Source organism: Polaromonas sp. (genome assembly GCF_029945925.1).
GTDB lineage: Bacteria > Pseudomonadota > Gammaproteobacteria > Burkholderiales > Burkholderiaceae_C > Polaromonas.
Window position 1 is genome coordinate 40,696 of the sequence record NZ_JAQSDN010000054.1, and the last position, 15,292, is coordinate 55,987.

At 63.9% G+C, this 15,292-nt stretch carries 17 protein-coding genes and 1 riboswitch; of the genes, 9 read left to right on the plus strand and 8 right to left on the minus strand.

Features of this window, described 5'->3' with window-relative positions; genetic code table 11:
• Positions 1-29: 29 nt before the first annotated feature.
• A complete protein-coding gene (metW, locus tag PSV40_RS18585; RefSeq protein WP_300540566.1) occupies positions 30-629 on the minus strand; it encodes a methionine biosynthesis protein MetW in 600 nt (199 codons plus the stop codon).
• On the minus strand, positions 623-1,789 hold the full coding sequence (locus PSV40_RS18590; RefSeq protein ID WP_300540569.1) for a homoserine O-acetyltransferase: 1,167 nt from the start codon (positions 1,787-1,789) through the stop codon (positions 623-625). The genes metW and PSV40_RS18590 overlap by 7 nt, the downstream gene beginning before the upstream one ends.
• A 170-nt stretch (positions 1,790-1,959) precedes the next feature.
• Between PSV40_RS18590 and PSV40_RS18595 the strand changes: the two genes are divergently transcribed.
• The gene (locus PSV40_RS18595; protein WP_300540571.1) at positions 1,960-2,784 is read left to right on the plus strand and encodes a formate/nitrite transporter family protein; all 825 of its coding nucleotides are present in this window, start codon (positions 1,960-1,962) and stop codon (positions 2,782-2,784) included.
• A 6-nt stretch (positions 2,785-2,790) separates the two neighbouring features.
• Here the strand turns inward: PSV40_RS18595 and PSV40_RS18600 are convergent, their stop codons facing one another.
• Complete coding sequence (locus tag PSV40_RS18600) at positions 2,791-3,357, minus strand: TMEM165/GDT1 family protein (RefSeq protein ID WP_300540574.1); 567 nt, start codon at positions 3,355-3,357, stop codon at positions 2,791-2,793.
• A gap of 1 nt (position 3,358) precedes the next feature.
• Positions 3,359-3,560: riboswitch (yybP-ykoY riboswitch) on the minus strand.
• A gap of 153 nt (positions 3,561-3,713) precedes the next feature.
• On the opposite strand from PSV40_RS18600, the gene PSV40_RS18605 reads away from it, so the two are divergent.
• The 5 genes from PSV40_RS18605 to PSV40_RS18625 all read left to right on the plus strand — a co-directional run bounded on the left by PSV40_RS18605 (position 3,714) and on the right by PSV40_RS18625 (position 7,756).
• On the plus strand, positions 3,714-4,916 hold the full coding sequence (locus PSV40_RS18605; RefSeq protein ID WP_300540576.1) for an ammonium transporter: 1,203 nt from the start codon (positions 3,714-3,716) through the stop codon (positions 4,914-4,916).
• A gap of 350 nt (positions 4,917-5,266) precedes the next feature.
• Positions 5,267-5,833: a sigma-70 family RNA polymerase sigma factor gene (locus PSV40_RS18610; RefSeq protein WP_300540579.1), complete on the plus strand. Its 567-nt coding sequence runs from the start codon at positions 5,267-5,269 to the stop codon at positions 5,831-5,833.
• Positions 5,834-5,842: 9 nt separating this feature from the next.
• On the plus strand, positions 5,843-6,085 hold the full coding sequence (locus PSV40_RS18615) for a zf-HC2 domain-containing protein (RefSeq protein WP_300540582.1): 243 nt from the start codon (positions 5,843-5,845) through the stop codon (positions 6,083-6,085).
• 496 nt (positions 6,086-6,581) lie between these two features.
• Positions 6,582-7,043 carry an RNA-binding protein gene (locus PSV40_RS18620; RefSeq protein WP_300540585.1) on the plus strand — a complete coding sequence of 154 codons (462 nt, stop codon included), beginning with the start codon at positions 6,582-6,584 and terminating at the stop codon, positions 7,041-7,043.
• A gap of 296 nt (positions 7,044-7,339) precedes the next feature.
• Positions 7,340-7,756 (plus strand): RNA-binding protein, encoded by a 417-nt coding sequence (locus PSV40_RS18625; protein ID WP_300540588.1) that lies wholly within the window; start codon positions 7,340-7,342, stop codon positions 7,754-7,756.
• Positions 7,757-7,882: 126 nt separating this feature from the next.
• On the opposite strand, the gene PSV40_RS18630 is transcribed toward PSV40_RS18625, so the two are convergent.
• From PSV40_RS18630 to PSV40_RS18645, 4 genes are all read right to left on the minus strand, one after another.
• The gene (locus PSV40_RS18630) at positions 7,883-8,665 is read right to left on the minus strand and encodes an SDR family oxidoreductase (RefSeq protein WP_300540590.1); all 783 of its coding nucleotides are present in this window, start codon (positions 8,663-8,665) and stop codon (positions 7,883-7,885) included.
• 61 nt (positions 8,666-8,726) lie between these two features.
• Entirely contained in the window at positions 8,727-9,416 is a 690-nt protein-coding gene (gene lptC, locus PSV40_RS18635) for an LPS export ABC transporter periplasmic protein LptC (protein ID WP_300540593.1), read from the minus strand.
• On the minus strand, positions 9,416-10,018 hold the full coding sequence (locus tag PSV40_RS18640) for an HAD hydrolase family protein (protein WP_300540596.1): 603 nt from the start codon (positions 10,016-10,018) through the stop codon (positions 9,416-9,418). Before PSV40_RS18640 ends, lptC begins: the two co-directional genes overlap by 1 nt.
• 8 nt (positions 10,019-10,026) lie before the next feature.
• The gene (locus PSV40_RS18645; protein WP_300540599.1) at positions 10,027-11,019 is read right to left on the minus strand and encodes a KpsF/GutQ family sugar-phosphate isomerase; all 993 of its coding nucleotides are present in this window, start codon (positions 11,017-11,019) and stop codon (positions 10,027-10,029) included.
• Between the two features lie 90 nt (positions 11,020-11,109).
• On the opposite strand from PSV40_RS18645, the gene PSV40_RS18650 reads away from it, so the two are divergent.
• The 3 genes from PSV40_RS18650 to PSV40_RS18660 are packed head-to-tail and all read left to right on the plus strand — an operon-like array spanning position 11,110 to position 14,223.
• On the plus strand, positions 11,110-13,095 hold the full coding sequence (locus PSV40_RS18650) for a monovalent cation:proton antiporter family protein (RefSeq protein WP_300540602.1): 1,986 nt from the start codon (positions 11,110-11,112) through the stop codon (positions 13,093-13,095).
• 14 nt (positions 13,096-13,109) lie between these two features.
• A complete protein-coding gene (locus PSV40_RS18655) occupies positions 13,110-13,652 on the plus strand; it encodes a histidine phosphatase family protein (RefSeq protein ID WP_300540605.1) in 543 nt (180 codons plus the stop codon).
• Between the two features lie 4 nt (positions 13,653-13,656).
• Positions 13,657-14,223 (plus strand): adenine phosphoribosyltransferase, encoded by a 567-nt coding sequence (locus tag PSV40_RS18660; RefSeq protein ID WP_300540608.1) that lies wholly within the window; start codon positions 13,657-13,659, stop codon positions 14,221-14,223.
• Between the two features lie 107 nt (positions 14,224-14,330).
• Here PSV40_RS18660 and PSV40_RS18665 read toward each other — a convergent pair whose 3' ends face one another.
• Complete coding sequence (locus PSV40_RS18665) at positions 14,331-15,197, minus strand: hypothetical protein (protein WP_300540611.1); 867 nt, start codon at positions 15,195-15,197, stop codon at positions 14,331-14,333.
• Positions 15,198-15,292: the final 95 nt, after the last annotated feature.

Here is a 15,292-nt window from a genome sequence, read left to right on the forward strand (position 1 = left end):
ATCGGTTTCGCGCAGCCGCCAGCCCGCTGCTAGCCGTGCTGGAACTTGAACACCGCGCGGCTGGCGCGGGCATTCGGCCAGAAGCGGACTTCCCGGCCGTCCTGCAGGCCAAAGGCATCCAGGATGTGGAGCCGGTTTTTCAGCGCCAGCGCCGCAAAATCCCGCAGGGTGCCGACCCGGATGTTCGGTGTGTCGTACCACTGGTAGGGCAACACCCTGGTGACTGGCATGCGGCCGCGCAGCACCGCCAGGCGGTTCGGCCAGTGGCCGAAGTTGGGAAAGGCGACGATGCCGGTGCGGCCGACACGCGCCGTCTCGCGCAGCATGACCTCGGCATTGCGCAGGTGCTGCAGCGTGTCGATCTGCAGCACCACGTCAAAACTCGCGTCGCCGAACATGGCCAGGCCTTCGTCGAGGTTGAGCTGGATCACGTTGACGCCGCGCGCCACGCAGGCCTGGATGTTGGCGTCGTCTATCTCCACGCCATAACCGGTGCAACCGCGTTCGCGGGTCAGGTGGTCGAGCAAGGCGCCGTCGCCGCAACCGAGGTCCAGCACACGTGAACCCGGGGGCACGAGACGGGCGATCACTTGCTGGTCGGCGGACAACCGGGGCGTCGACTTCAGCATGGCGTCACCTTGCTCTCGAAATAGGAGCGCACCACACCCATGTAGCGCGGATCATCGAGCAAAAAGGCATCATGGCCGTGGGGCGCGTCGATTTCGGCGTAACTGACGTCGCGCTGGTTGTCGAGCAGGGCCTTGACGATTTCGCGGCTGCGCGCGGGCGAAAACCGCCAGTCGGTCTTGAAGCTCACGAGCAGGAATTTCGCCCGGGCCCGCGCCAGCGCGGGTGTGAGTTTGCCGCCGTGCTCTGCGGCCGGATCGAAATAGTCGAGGGCCCGCGTGATCAGCAAATAGGTGTTGGCGTCAAAGTACTCGCTGAACTTGTCGCCCTGGTAACGCAGGTAACTTTCGATCTGGAACTCGACGTCCTGGGTGGAAAATTTGTAGCCGCTCGCATGGCCAATGGCGACTTCACGCAGCTGACGGCCGAACTTCTCGTTCATCACGTCGTCGCTGAGGTAGGTGATGTGCCCGATCATGCGGGCGATGCGCAGGCCGCGCTGGGGCAACACGCCATGGCGCCCGTAATGCCCGCCGTGAAAATCCGGGTCGGTCACGATGGCGCGCCGCGCCACTTCGTTGAACGCGATGTTTTCGGCGGTCAGGTTGGGTGCACTGGCCACCACCACCGCGTGGCGCACGCGCTCGGGGTACTGCAGTGTCCAGCTCAGCGCCTGCATGCCGCCCAGGCTGCCACCCATCACCGCGGCCAGGGTGGTTATGCCCAGCGCGTCGAGCAGGCGCGCCTGCGCCTGCACCCAGTCCTGCACCGTGACCACCGGAAAGTCGGCGCCGTAGATCTCGCCGCTGTCGGGGTTGCGCTGCATGGGTCCGGTCGATCCGAAGCAGGAGCCCAGGTTGTTCACGCCAATGACGAAAAACACATTGGTGTCCACCGGTTTGCCGGGGCCTATCATGGTGTCCCACCAGCCTTCGGATTTCGGCACCACGCCGCCCTGCGCATCGAGGTAGACGCCGGCCACATGGTGCGAGGCGTTCAGTGCGTGGCAGATCAGCACGGCGTTGGACCGGTCGGCATTGAGCGTGCCGTAGGTCTCGTAGCTCAGGTCGTAGGCACGGATGGACGCGCCGCTTTGCAAAGGCAAAACGTCGGCGAAATGCATGGACTGTGGTGTGGCAACTAGCAAAACAGAAGGCCCCAACAGAAACAGTGAACAAAAAGAAAACCCGGCATCGCTAAAAGCGAGTCCGGGTTCATGGATGTTCGTCTTTAGCCGTACTTTTTAAGCGCCCGCAAGCTGAGCAAATCGGCGCTGGAGGCTAGTATAAATGCAAGGCGTCAGACTAAACCACCCTCAACCCGGGAAATCCCATGTCAGAACTGTTTGGCTCCGATGCCTACGCCCCACGCGAAATTGCCGAACGCATTGAAACCGTGGGTGTGGCCAAGGCGCGAATGGCGACCTTGCCGCTGCTGATGCTGGGTGTACTGGCCGGGGCGTTTATCGGTCTGGGCAGCCTCTTTTTTGTGATCGTGAAGTCCGATGCCGGCTTGGGTTTTGCCGCGGCCCAGCTTGTTGGCGGGCTGGTCTTCTCCTTGGGCCTTTTGCTGGTGGTGGTGGCCGGGGCGGAGCTGTTTACCGGCAACAACCTGCTGGCCATGGCCTGGGCTGACGGCAAGATCACGAGCGCCGATGTGCTGCGGAACTGGGTACTGGTCTGCGCGGCCAATTTTGCCGGTGCGGCCGGGCTCGCGCTGCTGGTCTTCGCCAGCGGACACACCGGCATGAACGGCGGCGCCATTGGCCGTACGGTGGTAAAAATCGCGCAGGTCAAACAGGATTTGCCTGTCTGGGAGGCATTTTTCCGCGGCGTGCTGTGCAACGTCCTGGTGTGCATGGCGGTGTGGATGGCGATGGCAGGGCGCAGCGTCGTGGACAAGGCGGTCGCCATTGTTTTTCCCATCAGTGCTTTTGTTGCCGCAGGCTTTGAACACAGCATCGCCAACATGTACCTGATGCCACTGGCCATGCTGCTTCAGCAGTCGGGTGGCGTGCCTGCGGGCGAAACCATGATCACCTGGGGCGGCATGACCCTGAACCTGGCCGTTGTCATTGCCGGCAACCTGATGGGTGGCAGCGTACTGGTCGGCTTGACCTTCCACCTGATCTACCGGCGCGGCCCCAAGGCCCCCTGAGCGTCTTCAGCCCCAGCCGAACAAGGCGGCGGCGCCCAGCAACGCAAAAATCAATGCCGACACCAGGTGCACCACCCGGAGCGGCACTTTCTTCGTGACCTTGGCGCCCAGCCAGACCACGGGGACGTTGGCCAGCATCATGCCCAGGGTGGTGCCGGCGACCACGCCGAACCAGGCGTCATAACGGGCGGCCAGCATCACGGTTGCGATTTGCGTCTTGTCACCCATCTCGGCCAGGAAAAACAGCATCGCGGTGGTGCCGAACACGCCGAAACGCGGCAGGCGTCCGTCGGCCGCGTCATCGTCGAGCCTGTCCGGAATCAGCATCCAGCCCGCCATGGCGATGAAGGACACACCCAGGATCCAGCGCATCGTTTGCGGGCTGATCAAGGTGGTCAGCCAGGCGCCCAGGGCACCGGCCATCGCATGGTTGGCGATGGTGGCGACGAAGATGCCCGCCACGATGGGCCAGGGTTTGCGAAAACGCGCGGCCAGCACCAGCGCAAGAAGTTGTGTCTTGTCGCCCATTTCGGCGAGGGCGACGATGCCGGTGGAAATAAGAAAAGCGTCCATGAATGACTCCGGCCGGAAAAAACCCATGACTGCACGACATCCCCGGCCTGAACGGAGGCTGTGCAGTCAAAGGTCTCGCCAAGTCTGAACCGTTTGCGCCATGTCGTCCCTGTGGCAGGGACGGACAAGTCTGTTGACGCAAACCCCTCTCGCCCCCGCCGTGACGGCAGGAGGGAGGGAGGCTACTCCCCAATGACAAGCCGCCATTGTAGCGGGCGTCCCTCGCTGCCATGGAGCGGCGGAGCCGTCCAACTTGGTGCGCACCTCTCTGGCGCAGTTTTTGCTTGATTTTGGTGCTGTTGCTTTTTACAACCTGCTTTCGCACTAAAACTGCTCAAACATTCAAAGAGGGGCTTATGGACGCACTAAAACAGGGCTCGGACGCCTTGTTCATCCTGCTGGGCGGCATCATGGTGTTGGCCATGCATGCCGGCTTTGCCTTTCTGGAGCTCGGCACGGTTCGCAAGAAAAACCAGGTCAATGCGCTGGTCAAGATCCTGGTGGACTTCTCGGTGTCCACTGTGGTGTATTTCATCGTGGGTTACGGCGTGGCCTACGGCACGAGCTTTTTCGTGGGCGCCGAAGTGCTGGCCGCGAAAAACGGCTACGAACTCGTCAAGTTCTTCTTCTTGCTGACCTTTGCCGCGGCCATCCCGGCCATCATCTCCGGCGGCATTGCGGAGCGGGCACGGTTTTATCCGCAGCTGCTGGCCACCGCTGTGATCGTCGGTTTTGTCTATCCCTTTTTCGAGGGCATTGTCTGGAACCAGCACTTCGGCGTGCAGGCCTGGATCAAGGCACTGACCGGTGCCGAGTTCCATGACTTTGCCGGCTCCATCGTGGTTCATGCGGTCGGCGGCTGGCTGGCCTTGCCGGCGGTGATTCTGCTCGGCGCGCGCAGCAACCGCTACCGCAAGGACGGCGGGATCTCGGCGCATCCGCCCTCCAGCATTCCTTTTCTCGCGCTGGGCGCGTGGATCCTGACGGTCGGCTGGTTCGGCTTCAACGTCATGAGTGCACAGACCATAGCCAATATCTCCGGCCTGGTCGCCGTCAACTCGCTGATGGCCATGGTGGGCGGCACGCTGGCTGCGCTGGTCCTCGGCAAGAACGACCCCGGTTTTGTACACAACGGCCCGCTGGCCGGGCTGGTGGCCGTGTGTGCGGGCTCGGACCTGATGCACCCGCTGGGCGCGCTGGTCACGGGTGGCATCGCCGGCGCGGTGTTTGTGCTGATGTTCACGCTGACGCAAAACCGTTGGAAGATTGACGATGTGCTGGGCGTCTGGCCGCTGCACGGCCTGTGCGGCGCCTGGGGCGGCATCGCCGCCGGTATCTTCGGCAGCAAGGCCCTGGGCGGCTTGGGCGGCGTGAGCCTGGGCGCGCAGCTGATCGGTACCGTGATGGGCGTGGGTTGGGCGCTGCTGGCGGGCTTCGCGGTCTACGGCCTGATCAAGGCCACCATGGGTCTGCGCCTGAGCCAGGAAGAAGAATACGCAGGCGCCGACCTGTCGATACACCGCATCGGCGCCACCCCCGACCGCGAGGTCAACTGGTGATGGCCACGATGACGGCCGATCACCGCTTGCTCCTGAATTTATAGCTCCTTGCGCATACCCCTATTGGGCTGGCGGCCGATTTGGCTTATGAAGTTCGGCGAACCCGCTGCAGTGTCGGCGCCAGCCAGCGGTCCCGTCCGCATTTTTTTCTGCACACCCCATACTGCGGCGGGGTTAGTGCAGTGTTGCACGCTATCTGGAACATAAAAGCGCGTCTTTTGCGCCATGGCGGCGTTGCAAATCCGCGCGATACCCAAGGTATCGCTGTGGTTTGCGCCTTGCCCTGACCCAAAATCCATCGCTTTTATTCGTTCCATCAAGCATGCAACACTGCACTAGACTTGCCCCCCATGCCCACCTTTGAAGAGCAACTGGTTGAACACCGCGTCTACCTCATGCGTTTTGCGAGGCTGCAGCTGCGCAACGACGCCTGGGCGGAAGACGCCGTCTCGGAAACCCTGCTGGCGGCCCTGTCCAAACCACAATCATTTGGCAACCGTTCGCAGCTCAAGACCTGGCTGGTCGGCATTCTCAAGCACAAGGTCATCGACCTGATCCGCAGCCACGCCCGGGAGGTCTCGCTTCCCGACCATGGGGCCGACGACGAAGCCGATGGACTGGACAAGCTCGTCTTCCTGGCCGACGGCCACTTCGCCAGCCCGCCCGGCGACTGGGGTGATCCGCAGCAAACCCTGGCGCAAAGCCAGTTTTTCAACGTCCTCGATGCCTGCGTCGAGCGCTTGCCCCCGGCCCTGGGGCGTTTGTTCCTGATGCGCGAATGGCTGGAACTGTCCTGCGAAGAAGTCTGTAAGGAACTCTCGCTCACGCCGACCAACCTGTATGTCCAGCTTCACCGTGCCCGCCTGCGTCTGCGCGAATGCCTGGCCATTCACTGGTTTGGCCAACAAGCCCACTGAACAGTCGTCATGAAAATCCAGTCCCTTCCCCTGATGCGCACGTGCAAACAGGCCGCGGCATTGCTGGTGGCACGGGAGGACCGCGCCTTGAGCCTGTCCGACACCGTGGCCATGCGCCTGCACCTGCTGGCCTGCAAGGCCTGCCCGCAATTTGAAAACCAGCTGGTCACCATGCGCCTGGCGATGGGCCGCTGGCGCAACTATGCGGGCGAGGCAACGAGCCCGGACACTCAGGGGCTCAAGCCCGACTGATGGCAGCACGCCGCACTGCCGCTGCCGCCCGACCCCCCTGTATTCCCGAGGACGCGAACCCTCACAAAATGGGCTGGTTATTTGTGTGAGCAGTGTAAAAATTCGTTTTCTACGCCGCCGCTCTGGCACATCCCGACCATCTCCTTCTCACAAATACAAGTGGGTACAAACTTCCTGTTTTTCTCTTGAAAATCAATGCTCTTTCATCTTTTGAAGGAATGTTTTCGGCGCCTCGCACCGTCGACCGGCACGCCAGCTCTCGCGCTCCGGGGTAAAACCGGCCGCCAGCCCAGTGTTGATGCGGGTCCGCCCGGCCTGGTGATGGCAATATTTGCTTGTCTTCCCCGGCTCTGGCCGAATACCATGAGGGGTGTGGATGCGAATTCACACCAGTGAGGTGATCGGTCAGTTTCGCGCGCTACAGCGGTACGTTGGAAGATTGTTGTGCTTTCGGGACCCCATCGCTTTTGTTATTGTGTTTTAGAGGAGTCCCTTCATGGGCAACAAACTTTACGTCGGCAATCTGCCTTACTCAGTCCGCGACGAAGACTTGCAACAATCTTTTGGCCAGTTCGGCGCTGTCACCAGCGCTAAAGTCATGATGGAACGCGACACCGGTCGCTCCAAGGGCTTTGGCTTTGTGGAAATGGGCAGCGATGCCGAAGCGCAGGCAGCCATTGCCGGCATGAACGGCCAACCTCTGGGCGGTCGCAGCGTTGTCGTCAACGAAGCCCGTCCGATGGAAGCTCGCCCTCCACGCACTGGCGGTGGCGGCTACGGCGGTGGTGGCGGCAGCGGCAGCGGTGGTGGTGGCTACGGCGGTGGTGGCGGCGGCGGCCGTTCCGGCGGCGGCGGTTACGGGGGTGGCGGCGGCAACGACGGCGGCTTCCGCAGCCCCTACGGTGGCGGTGGCCGTTCCGGTGGTGGTGGCTCTGGCGGTGGACGCGGAGGCTACTAAGACCTGACCGCCAGCCTCTTCAGTTTTAGCTGAAGAAGCTTTAAAAAGGTTTCAAGACTCCGGTTTCGAAGCCTTTTTTGCATGGCGGCTTTTTACCGCTGGTCGCAAAGCGCTCCTGATTTTTCGGGATTTCTGTTGGTTTTTCTCATATCTGGCGCATAATGCACGGGTGTGGATATAAATTCATACAGGTTAGGTGATCGGTCAGTTTCGCGCGCTACAGCGGTACGTTTGAAGATTTGTTGTGCTTTCGGGACCCCATCGCTTTTGTTATTGTGTTTTAGAGGAGTCCCTTCATGGGCAACAAACTTTACGTCGGCAATCTGCCTTACTCAGTCCGCGACGAAGACTTGCAACAATCTTTTGGCCAGTTCGGCGCTGTCACCAGCGCTAAAGTCATGATGGAACGCGACACCGGTCGCTCCAAGGGCTTTGGCTTTGTGGAAATGGGCAGCGATGCCGAAGCGCAGGCAGCCATTGCCGGCATGAACGGCCAACCTCTGGGCGGTCGCAGCGTTGTCGTCAACGAAGCCCGTCCGATGGAAGCTCGCCCTCCACGCACTGGCGGTGGCGGCTTCGGCGGCGGTAGCGGTGGTGGCGGCGGCTACGGTGGTGGTGGCGGCGGTGGCGGCTACGGTGGTGGCGGCGGCGGCCGTTCCGGTGGTGGCGGCTACGGTGGCGGCGGCTCCGGCGGCGGACGCGGCGGCTACTAAGCCCCGACCCCCAGCCCCTTCAGCTTCGGCTGAAGACAGCTTTAAAAGGCTTCAAGACTTCGGTTTTGAAGCCTTTTTGCATAGCGGCCCTTGATTGGCGGGCGCCTGCAGCTATTGTTTTTAGCATCACAACGGCTTTGCCGGCTGCCGGTGTTTGCGCGGCCGGCCCGCCAGGGCCTTGTCGAACACGGCATTGGGCAACAGCCGCAGCAGCTTGGCCACCACGCCCATCTGCCAGGGAATCACGCGGTAGCTGGCGCCCGCCTCAATGGCTGCGAAGGCCTTGTCGGCAAACGCCTCTGACTGCATCAGAAACGGCATGGCGTAGCGGTTCTTCTGCGTCAGCGGCGTGTCGATGTAGCCGGGGCACAGGGTCACGACCTTCACGCCCGCAGGCCGCAACTCGCCGCGCAGGCTCTCGCAATAGCTGATGACCGCTGCCTTGCTGGCACAGTAGGCGCCGTGGCCAGGCAGTCCGCGAATGCCCGCCACGCTGCCGATGCCCACCAGCGAACCCGAACCCCGCTGCACCATGGCAGCCACAAAAGGATGAAAAGTCGCCGCCAGGCCGATATTGTTGGTGGCAAACGTCTGCGCCATCACCTCCAGGTCCTCGCGCACCGCCGTGTCCATGCCAATGCTGATGCCGGCGTTGGCCACCACCACATCCGGCACCCCCTGGGCCGCCATGCAGGCCTGCCCTGCCGCCACAATGCTGTTGCTGTTGGCTACATCGGCGCTATAAATTTTATAGCTGTCGGCGCTTATTCCCTGTGCCTGAGCCCATGATTCGACTTCGGAGGTTCGGCGCGCCACCAGTGCCAGCCGGTAGCCGGCCTGAAAAAACCGCAGGGCCAGGGCCTGGCCAATGCCGCTGGAGGCGCCGGTGATAAAAACGAGTCTGGACATGGAAAACTCCTGCCGGGCCTGGACAGGCTGGCTGATTCTTGCCGGCGGCCACCGGTCGCCGTCAGGGCGCGCCACCCGCGGGGGCTTTGCGCGGTACGAGCACGCCTTTGACACGCCCCTTGAGGTCTGCCACACGGTCAAGATTGTCGTAGGCAAAGGTGTCACCGGCAAACTGGTCGCTGCCGCGCGTGATGACCACCGGCAGGTGCGACTTCGCGCGCTCCTCGTTGACAAACACGTGCAGGAACTCGCCCTGGAATTCGAGCCGCGGAATTTCCTGGCCGGCTGCGTCCACGGCCGCTTCGCGCACCACGCGTGCATTGCCGATGAGCTGGACTTCCGAGCCGTCGGCATTGGTCAGGGCCCGGTTTCCGGTGGAGGTCGTCAGCCGGCCTTCCAGGCTGTAGCTGCGGATCAGCGCCTGGTCGATCTCCAGCGTGTCGGTGTCGGGATAGTGGCGCAGCTCGGCGCCGGAGACATCGCTTTTGAGCCGCCCCGCGTCGTCAAAGGTCTTGATGCCGAATTTGCGCATGTAGTAGTCCGGCTCGGCGCTGACCACCCTCTGGCCTTCCGGCGCCAGCGAGGCGGGCGTGTTTCTCACCAGCCAGTAAGTGCCCAGCGCCAGCACGCCCATCATCAGCACCGGGATATAGATGGCGGTGCGCTCCCACAGCAGCGACGCCCTGTCCAGCGCGTTGCGCCAGGCGGGAACCACGACGGCGGGCGGACCCAGGGAAGGGTTGGCAGCCATCAGGCGGTGTACTCCTGCAACAAGGCCGCGTAACGGCCGCTGGCCACCATCAGCAGGTCGCAGAACTCGCGCACGGCACCGTCGCCGCCGCGGGCCTGCGTAACATGCGTGGCCAGGGCCTTGACCTCCACATGCGCATTGGCGGGTGCGCAGCTGAAGGCAACGCGGCGCATCACCGGCAGGTCGGGCCAGTCATCCCCCATGAACGCCGCCTGCGACCAGTCCAGCCCCAGCGCCTTCAGCGTGCTCTCGGCCGCCGGTCGTTTGTCTTCGGTTCCGAAATGGGCGTGCACGATGCCGAGGGCCTGCAAGCGGGTCCGCAGCACGGCGCTGTCGCGCCCGGTGATCACCGCCGGCGTGATGCCGGCGCGCTGCAGCAACTTCAGGCCATGGCCATCGAGCGAATTGAAGCGTTTGAGCGTCTCACCCGCGGCATTGAAGCCGACCTGCGGCGTCGCCCGGGGGTCGCCTTCGGGGTATTCGCCGAAATACAGGCCACCATCAGTGAGCACGCCATCCACATCAAAAAAAGCCACTTTCACCTGCTGCGCAAGCAGCAGCAGTTGTGGCGCGAAATTCAGGGCAGGCACACAGGGTTTCATCAATGACTTCAAATGACTTTGGCACGCAGCAGATCGTTGCTGTTGAGCGCGCCACACAGGACACCCGCATCGTCGACCACCAGCACACTGGTAATGCGGTATTGCTCCATCATCGCCACTGCCTCCACAGCCAGCGCACCGGCACGCAGGGTACGCGGGTTGGGATGCATGACATCGGCTGCCTTGCTGCTGCGCAAATCCACCCCTTTTTCAATCAGCCGGCGTAAATCACCATCGGTGAAAATGCCACGCACCTGGCGCGCGTCATCGACGATGGCTGAAGCGCCCAGGCCCTTGCTGCTCATTTCGCGCATCAGTTCCGTAAAACCGGCCTGCAGGCCGACCGCCGGTATCGCGTCGCCGGTGCGCATCACATCGTCGATATGCGTCAGCAGTTTGCGGCCCAGCGCGCCGCCCGGGTGGGAACGGGCGAAGTCTTCTTCCCTGAAGCCGCGTGCATCGAGCAAGGCAACCGCCAGCGCATCGCCGAGCGCCAGCTGCGCCGTGGTGCTCGCCGTTGGCGCCAGATTGAGGGGACAGGCCTCCACATCCACAGCGCTGCTCAGGACAATATCGGCGTGCTGCGCCAGCGTCGATTCGGCCCGACCGGTCATCGCCACCAGCGTCACCCCGACCCGCTTCAGAGCCGGCAGGATGACCGCCAGCTCCTGGACTTCGCCGGAGTTGGAGATCGCCAGCACGATATCCCCCGGCGACACCATTCCGAGGTCGCCATGGCTGGCCTCGGCCGGATGCACAAACATCGCCGGCGTGCCGGTCGAGGCCAAGGTGGCGGAAATTTTCCGGCCAATGTGGCCGCTTTTTCCCATGCCCATCACCACGACGCGGCCCTTGCAGGCCAGCATGACCTGCACGGCTTTCGCAAATTCGGGGCCGACCCGGGTTTTCAGGCCGAGTACCGCGGCGGCTTCAATGTCAAAGGTTCTGTGGGCCAGTGCCAGCGCTTGCGCAGGGTCGAATTTCGCGGGATCAAAGCTCATGCCTGCATTCTATAGAGCCGCACTGCATCATGGCCTGCGATGGCCGGTCCCCACCCGGGGGAGAAGACCCCCATCGGCTACCATCAAAGCATGACCGCGCTCGAACTCACCCTGCTGTACTTGCTGGCTGCTGTGCTTGGCGTGGTCGCCTGCCGCTCGCTCAAGTTGCCGCCCATGCTGGGGTACCTGGCGGTCGGCGTGGTGATCGGCCCGAACGCGCTCGCGCTGGCGAAAAACTCCGATGGCGTGCGCCATCTCGGCGAGTTCGGCGTGGTTTTCCTGATGTTTGTGATCGGGCTGGAGTTCAACCTGCCCAAGCTGCGCTCGATGCGGCGTCACGTCTTCGGTCTGGGCATGCTCCAGGTCGTCTCCACGATGGTGCTGGTCACCGGCGGCTCCCTGTTCCTGGCGACGCTGGCACCCGCCCTCTGGAAGATGCCCTGGCAGACCGCGCTGGCACTGTCCGGCGCGATTGCCATGAGCAGCACCGCCGTGGTGGTCAAGCTGCTGTCCGAGCGACTCGAGCTCGATTCCGAACACGGCAAACGCGTGATGGGCGCGCTGCTGTTCCAGGATTTGGCCGTGGTGCCGCTGCTGGTGCTGATTCCCGCGCTGGGCGCCTCCCCCGACAAGCTGCTGATGGCCCTGGCGATTGCCGGGCTCAAGGCGACGGTGCTGGTCGGTTTGCTGCTGACCGGCGGCCAGCGCGTCATGCGCTGGTGGCTCACGCTGGTGGCCAGGCGCAAAAGCGACGAGCTGTTCGTGCTGAACCTGCTGCTGGTCACCCTGGCGCTTGCCTGGCTCACCGAGCTGGCCGGGTTGAGCCTGGCGCTCGGCGCGTTCATCGCCGGCATGCTGATCTCGGAGACCGAATTCAAGCACCAGGTGGAAACCGACATCCGCCCCTTCCACGATGTGCTGCTCGGCCTGTTTTTCATCAGCATTGGCATGATGCTGGACTGGCGGCTGGTGCTCGAACGCTGGCCGCTGGTGCTGCTGCTGCTGACCGTGCCGGTGTTGTTCAAGTTGGTCATGATCACGGCGCTGGCACGCGGCCTGGGCGCCACCACCGGCGTGTCGCTGCGCACCGGTCTGTACCTGGCGCAGGCCGGCGAGTTCGGCTTTGTGTTGCTGACACTGGCGCAGGGAAACAACCTCATTCCCCCGTCATTGCTCAACCCCATCCTGGCGAGCATGGTGCTGTCAATGCTGGCCACGCCTTTCATCATCATGTACAGCAACCGCATCGTGATGAAGCTGGTCTCCAGCGAGTGGCTGCAGCAGTCGCTGCAGATGACCACGATTGCGCGCAAATCCATCAACACCGACCGGCACGTGATCGTCTGCGGCTACGGCCGCTGCGGCCAGAACCTGGGCCACATGCTGGAGCGCGAAGGCATTCCCTACATTGCGCTGGACCTGGACCCGGACCGGGTGCGCCAGGCCGCCGCCGCCGGCGATTCGGTGGTGTTTGGCGATGCCGTGCGCCTGCAGGCGCTGATGGCGGCCGGCCTGGCGCGCGCAAGCGCCGTGGTAGTGACCTACCTGGACACCGCCAGCGCGCTCAAGGTGCTGGCCAACATCCGTGCCCATGCACCCACCGTGCCCGTGATTGTGCGCACACTGGACGACCGCGACCTGGAAAAGCTGCAGGCCGCCGGCGCCACCGAGGTCGTGCCCGAAGCCATCGAAGCCAGCCTGATGCTGGCCAGCCATGCGCTGGCGCTGGTGGGCGTGCCGATGCGCCGCGTGATCCGCGTGGTGCAAGACCAGCGCGACGCGCGCTACAACCTGCTGCGCGGCTACTTCCGCGGTGCCGATGACGACACAACAGGCGACCTGGAGCAGGAGCGCCTGGCCACCGTCACGCTGCCGCTGGTCACCAAGTCGGCCGGCCGGCCCTTGGGCGAGTTGGCATTACATGCGACCGGTGTACGCGTGATCAGTCTGCGCCGGGGCGGCGGCAAGGCGCTGGAAGCGCTGGACAACACGCTGCTCGAGGGCGGCGACACCCTGGTGCTGTCGGGCAAATCCGAAGCGCTGGCCCTGGCCGAGCAGAAACTTTTGCGCGGCTGAGCGCTCCCAGGCTCATGGACCGACGACTGTTCACCGGCGCGCTGCTGGCCACCCCCTTGCTGGCCGGCGCGCAAACCGACCCGCTCGCCACCCGCCTGCGCGCCGGCGCCTGTGTGGTGTTGCTGCGCCATGCGCAGACCGTGCCCGGCATTGGCGACCCGCCGGAATTTCGCCTTGACCGGTGCAGCACGCAGCGCAACCTCAGCGAAGAAGGGCGCCTGCAGGCCGGGCGTATCGGCCAGTGGTTCACATCCCGCGGCCTGCAACCCCGCGCCGTCCGGTCCAGCGCCTGGTGCCGCTGCAAGGACACCGCGGACCTGGCGTTCGGCAGCCACCAGGTCTGGCCGGCGCTCAACTCCTTTTTCGGGTCCGGCGGCAGGGAAACCCAGACGGCGCAATTGCGCGCTGCACTCGGCCGCATCCCGGCGGGCCATTTCGAGGTGTGGGTCACCCACCAGGTCAACATGACGGCGCTGACCGGTGAAGGCATGGCGATGGGCGAAGGCCTGCTGGTCGATGCGAGGGGCAAAATGGTGGCCCGCAGCACTTTTGGCTAACTCCATGCCCTCCACCCGCGACGCGTTCAATTTCGGCCCCTATCTCCGCAGCCACATCCGCACCGTGCCCGACTGGCCGACACCCGGGGTCCAGTTTCGCGACATCACGCCGCTGCTGCAGGACCCGAAGGTGTTCCGTGTGCTGATTGACGCCTTTGTGCACCGCTACATGGATCCGGCGCTGCGCCCCGACGTGGTGGCCGGGCTGGATGCGCGTGGCTTCATCCTCGGCGCGGTCGTGGCGTACGAACTCAACATCGGTTTTGTGCCGATCCGCAAAAAAGGCAAGTTGCCGTTCACCACCGTGCAGGAGACCTATGAACTGGAATACGGCAGCGCCACCGTCGAGTTGCACACCGATGCCGTCAAGACCGGCGACAGGGTGCTGCTGATCGACGACCTCATCGCCACCGGCGGCACCATGATGGCCGGGAAAAAGCTGCTGGAAAAGCTGGGCGCCCGCGTCATGGAAGGCGCGGCGATTGTGGATCTGCCGGAGCTGGGCGGCTCCGCCAAACTGCGTGACGCCGGTCTGCGGCTGTTCACACTGGTGGATTTCGGCGGCCACTGAGCCCGACCCACCACTATCAATTCAATAGCTGTCGGCGCCCGTCCATCAAGGGCCGGAGGGTGAATTGATTCAATATTTCAGAAAACGCGGGCAGCGGCGCCCGCGGCTCACACCAGGTCGCCGTACTGCGTTGCACTCAGCGCCGGCGCCGAAACGGGCATTTCCGGCATCTCGGTGTCTTCAAAGCCGGTGAGCAGCGTGTAGGAGTGTGGGCCACTGCGGGTCGACACGCCTTTTTGCACCACCTGCGCCGTGCCGCCGCTGGCGGACGCGGCGGCCAGGGCCTGCTTGAAAGCGGCCACTTCGTCGTCCTGAATGGGTTCAAAGCGGGAGGCGACCGGCGCCGCAACAGCCGGCTCGGCGGCGGCAACAGCAGCAACGACAGCAACAGCCGTCTCGACGGCGGTAACGACAGCGACAGCCGGCTCGGGCAGGGCGGCCGCCGCGCCTGCCGTCGCCGCTACGGCGGGCGCGTTGTGGGGCTGGGCGCCGTGGCTGCTGGGCCGGGGGCGGCCCACCGACACCAGCTCGTTCATGCGCCAGTACACGGCCGTCACCCGGATGTTGTAGCGCGACTTGGCGCTCTGGGCGATCATCACCTCGATTTCCGCCAGCCGATCGGCCTGACCGCCGAACTCCTGTGCCAGGTCCATCATGACCATGAACTGCTCACCGCGCGGGTCCAGGGACAGCACCTTGAATTTGTAGCTGGCCGACAGGACGCCGGCACGGATCATGGCCTCGCGCACGGCAACATACAGCAGCTCCCTCTTGGCATGCCGCTGGGATTTCTGCTCGCCGGCGTGTTCGCCGGTTTTCAGGGGCGTTGGCGCCGAAGCCCTGGCCCGCGCGCCGGCCACCGGCCGGGTCCGCTCGTCGCGCGTCAGCCCCGAACTGTCGCTGTCGGGCCGCGCCTTGCCGGAGACATGCTGGTCCTTGCTGGAGGTACCGGAAAACCAACTGAAAAATGACATCGCCTGGCGCCTGGAAAATGACGGCTGCGCATGCAGCGATCGGGGTGGTGTTGCAGGAGGCCTGCAACTTTCATCGGTCTAGTTTACTGAGTCCT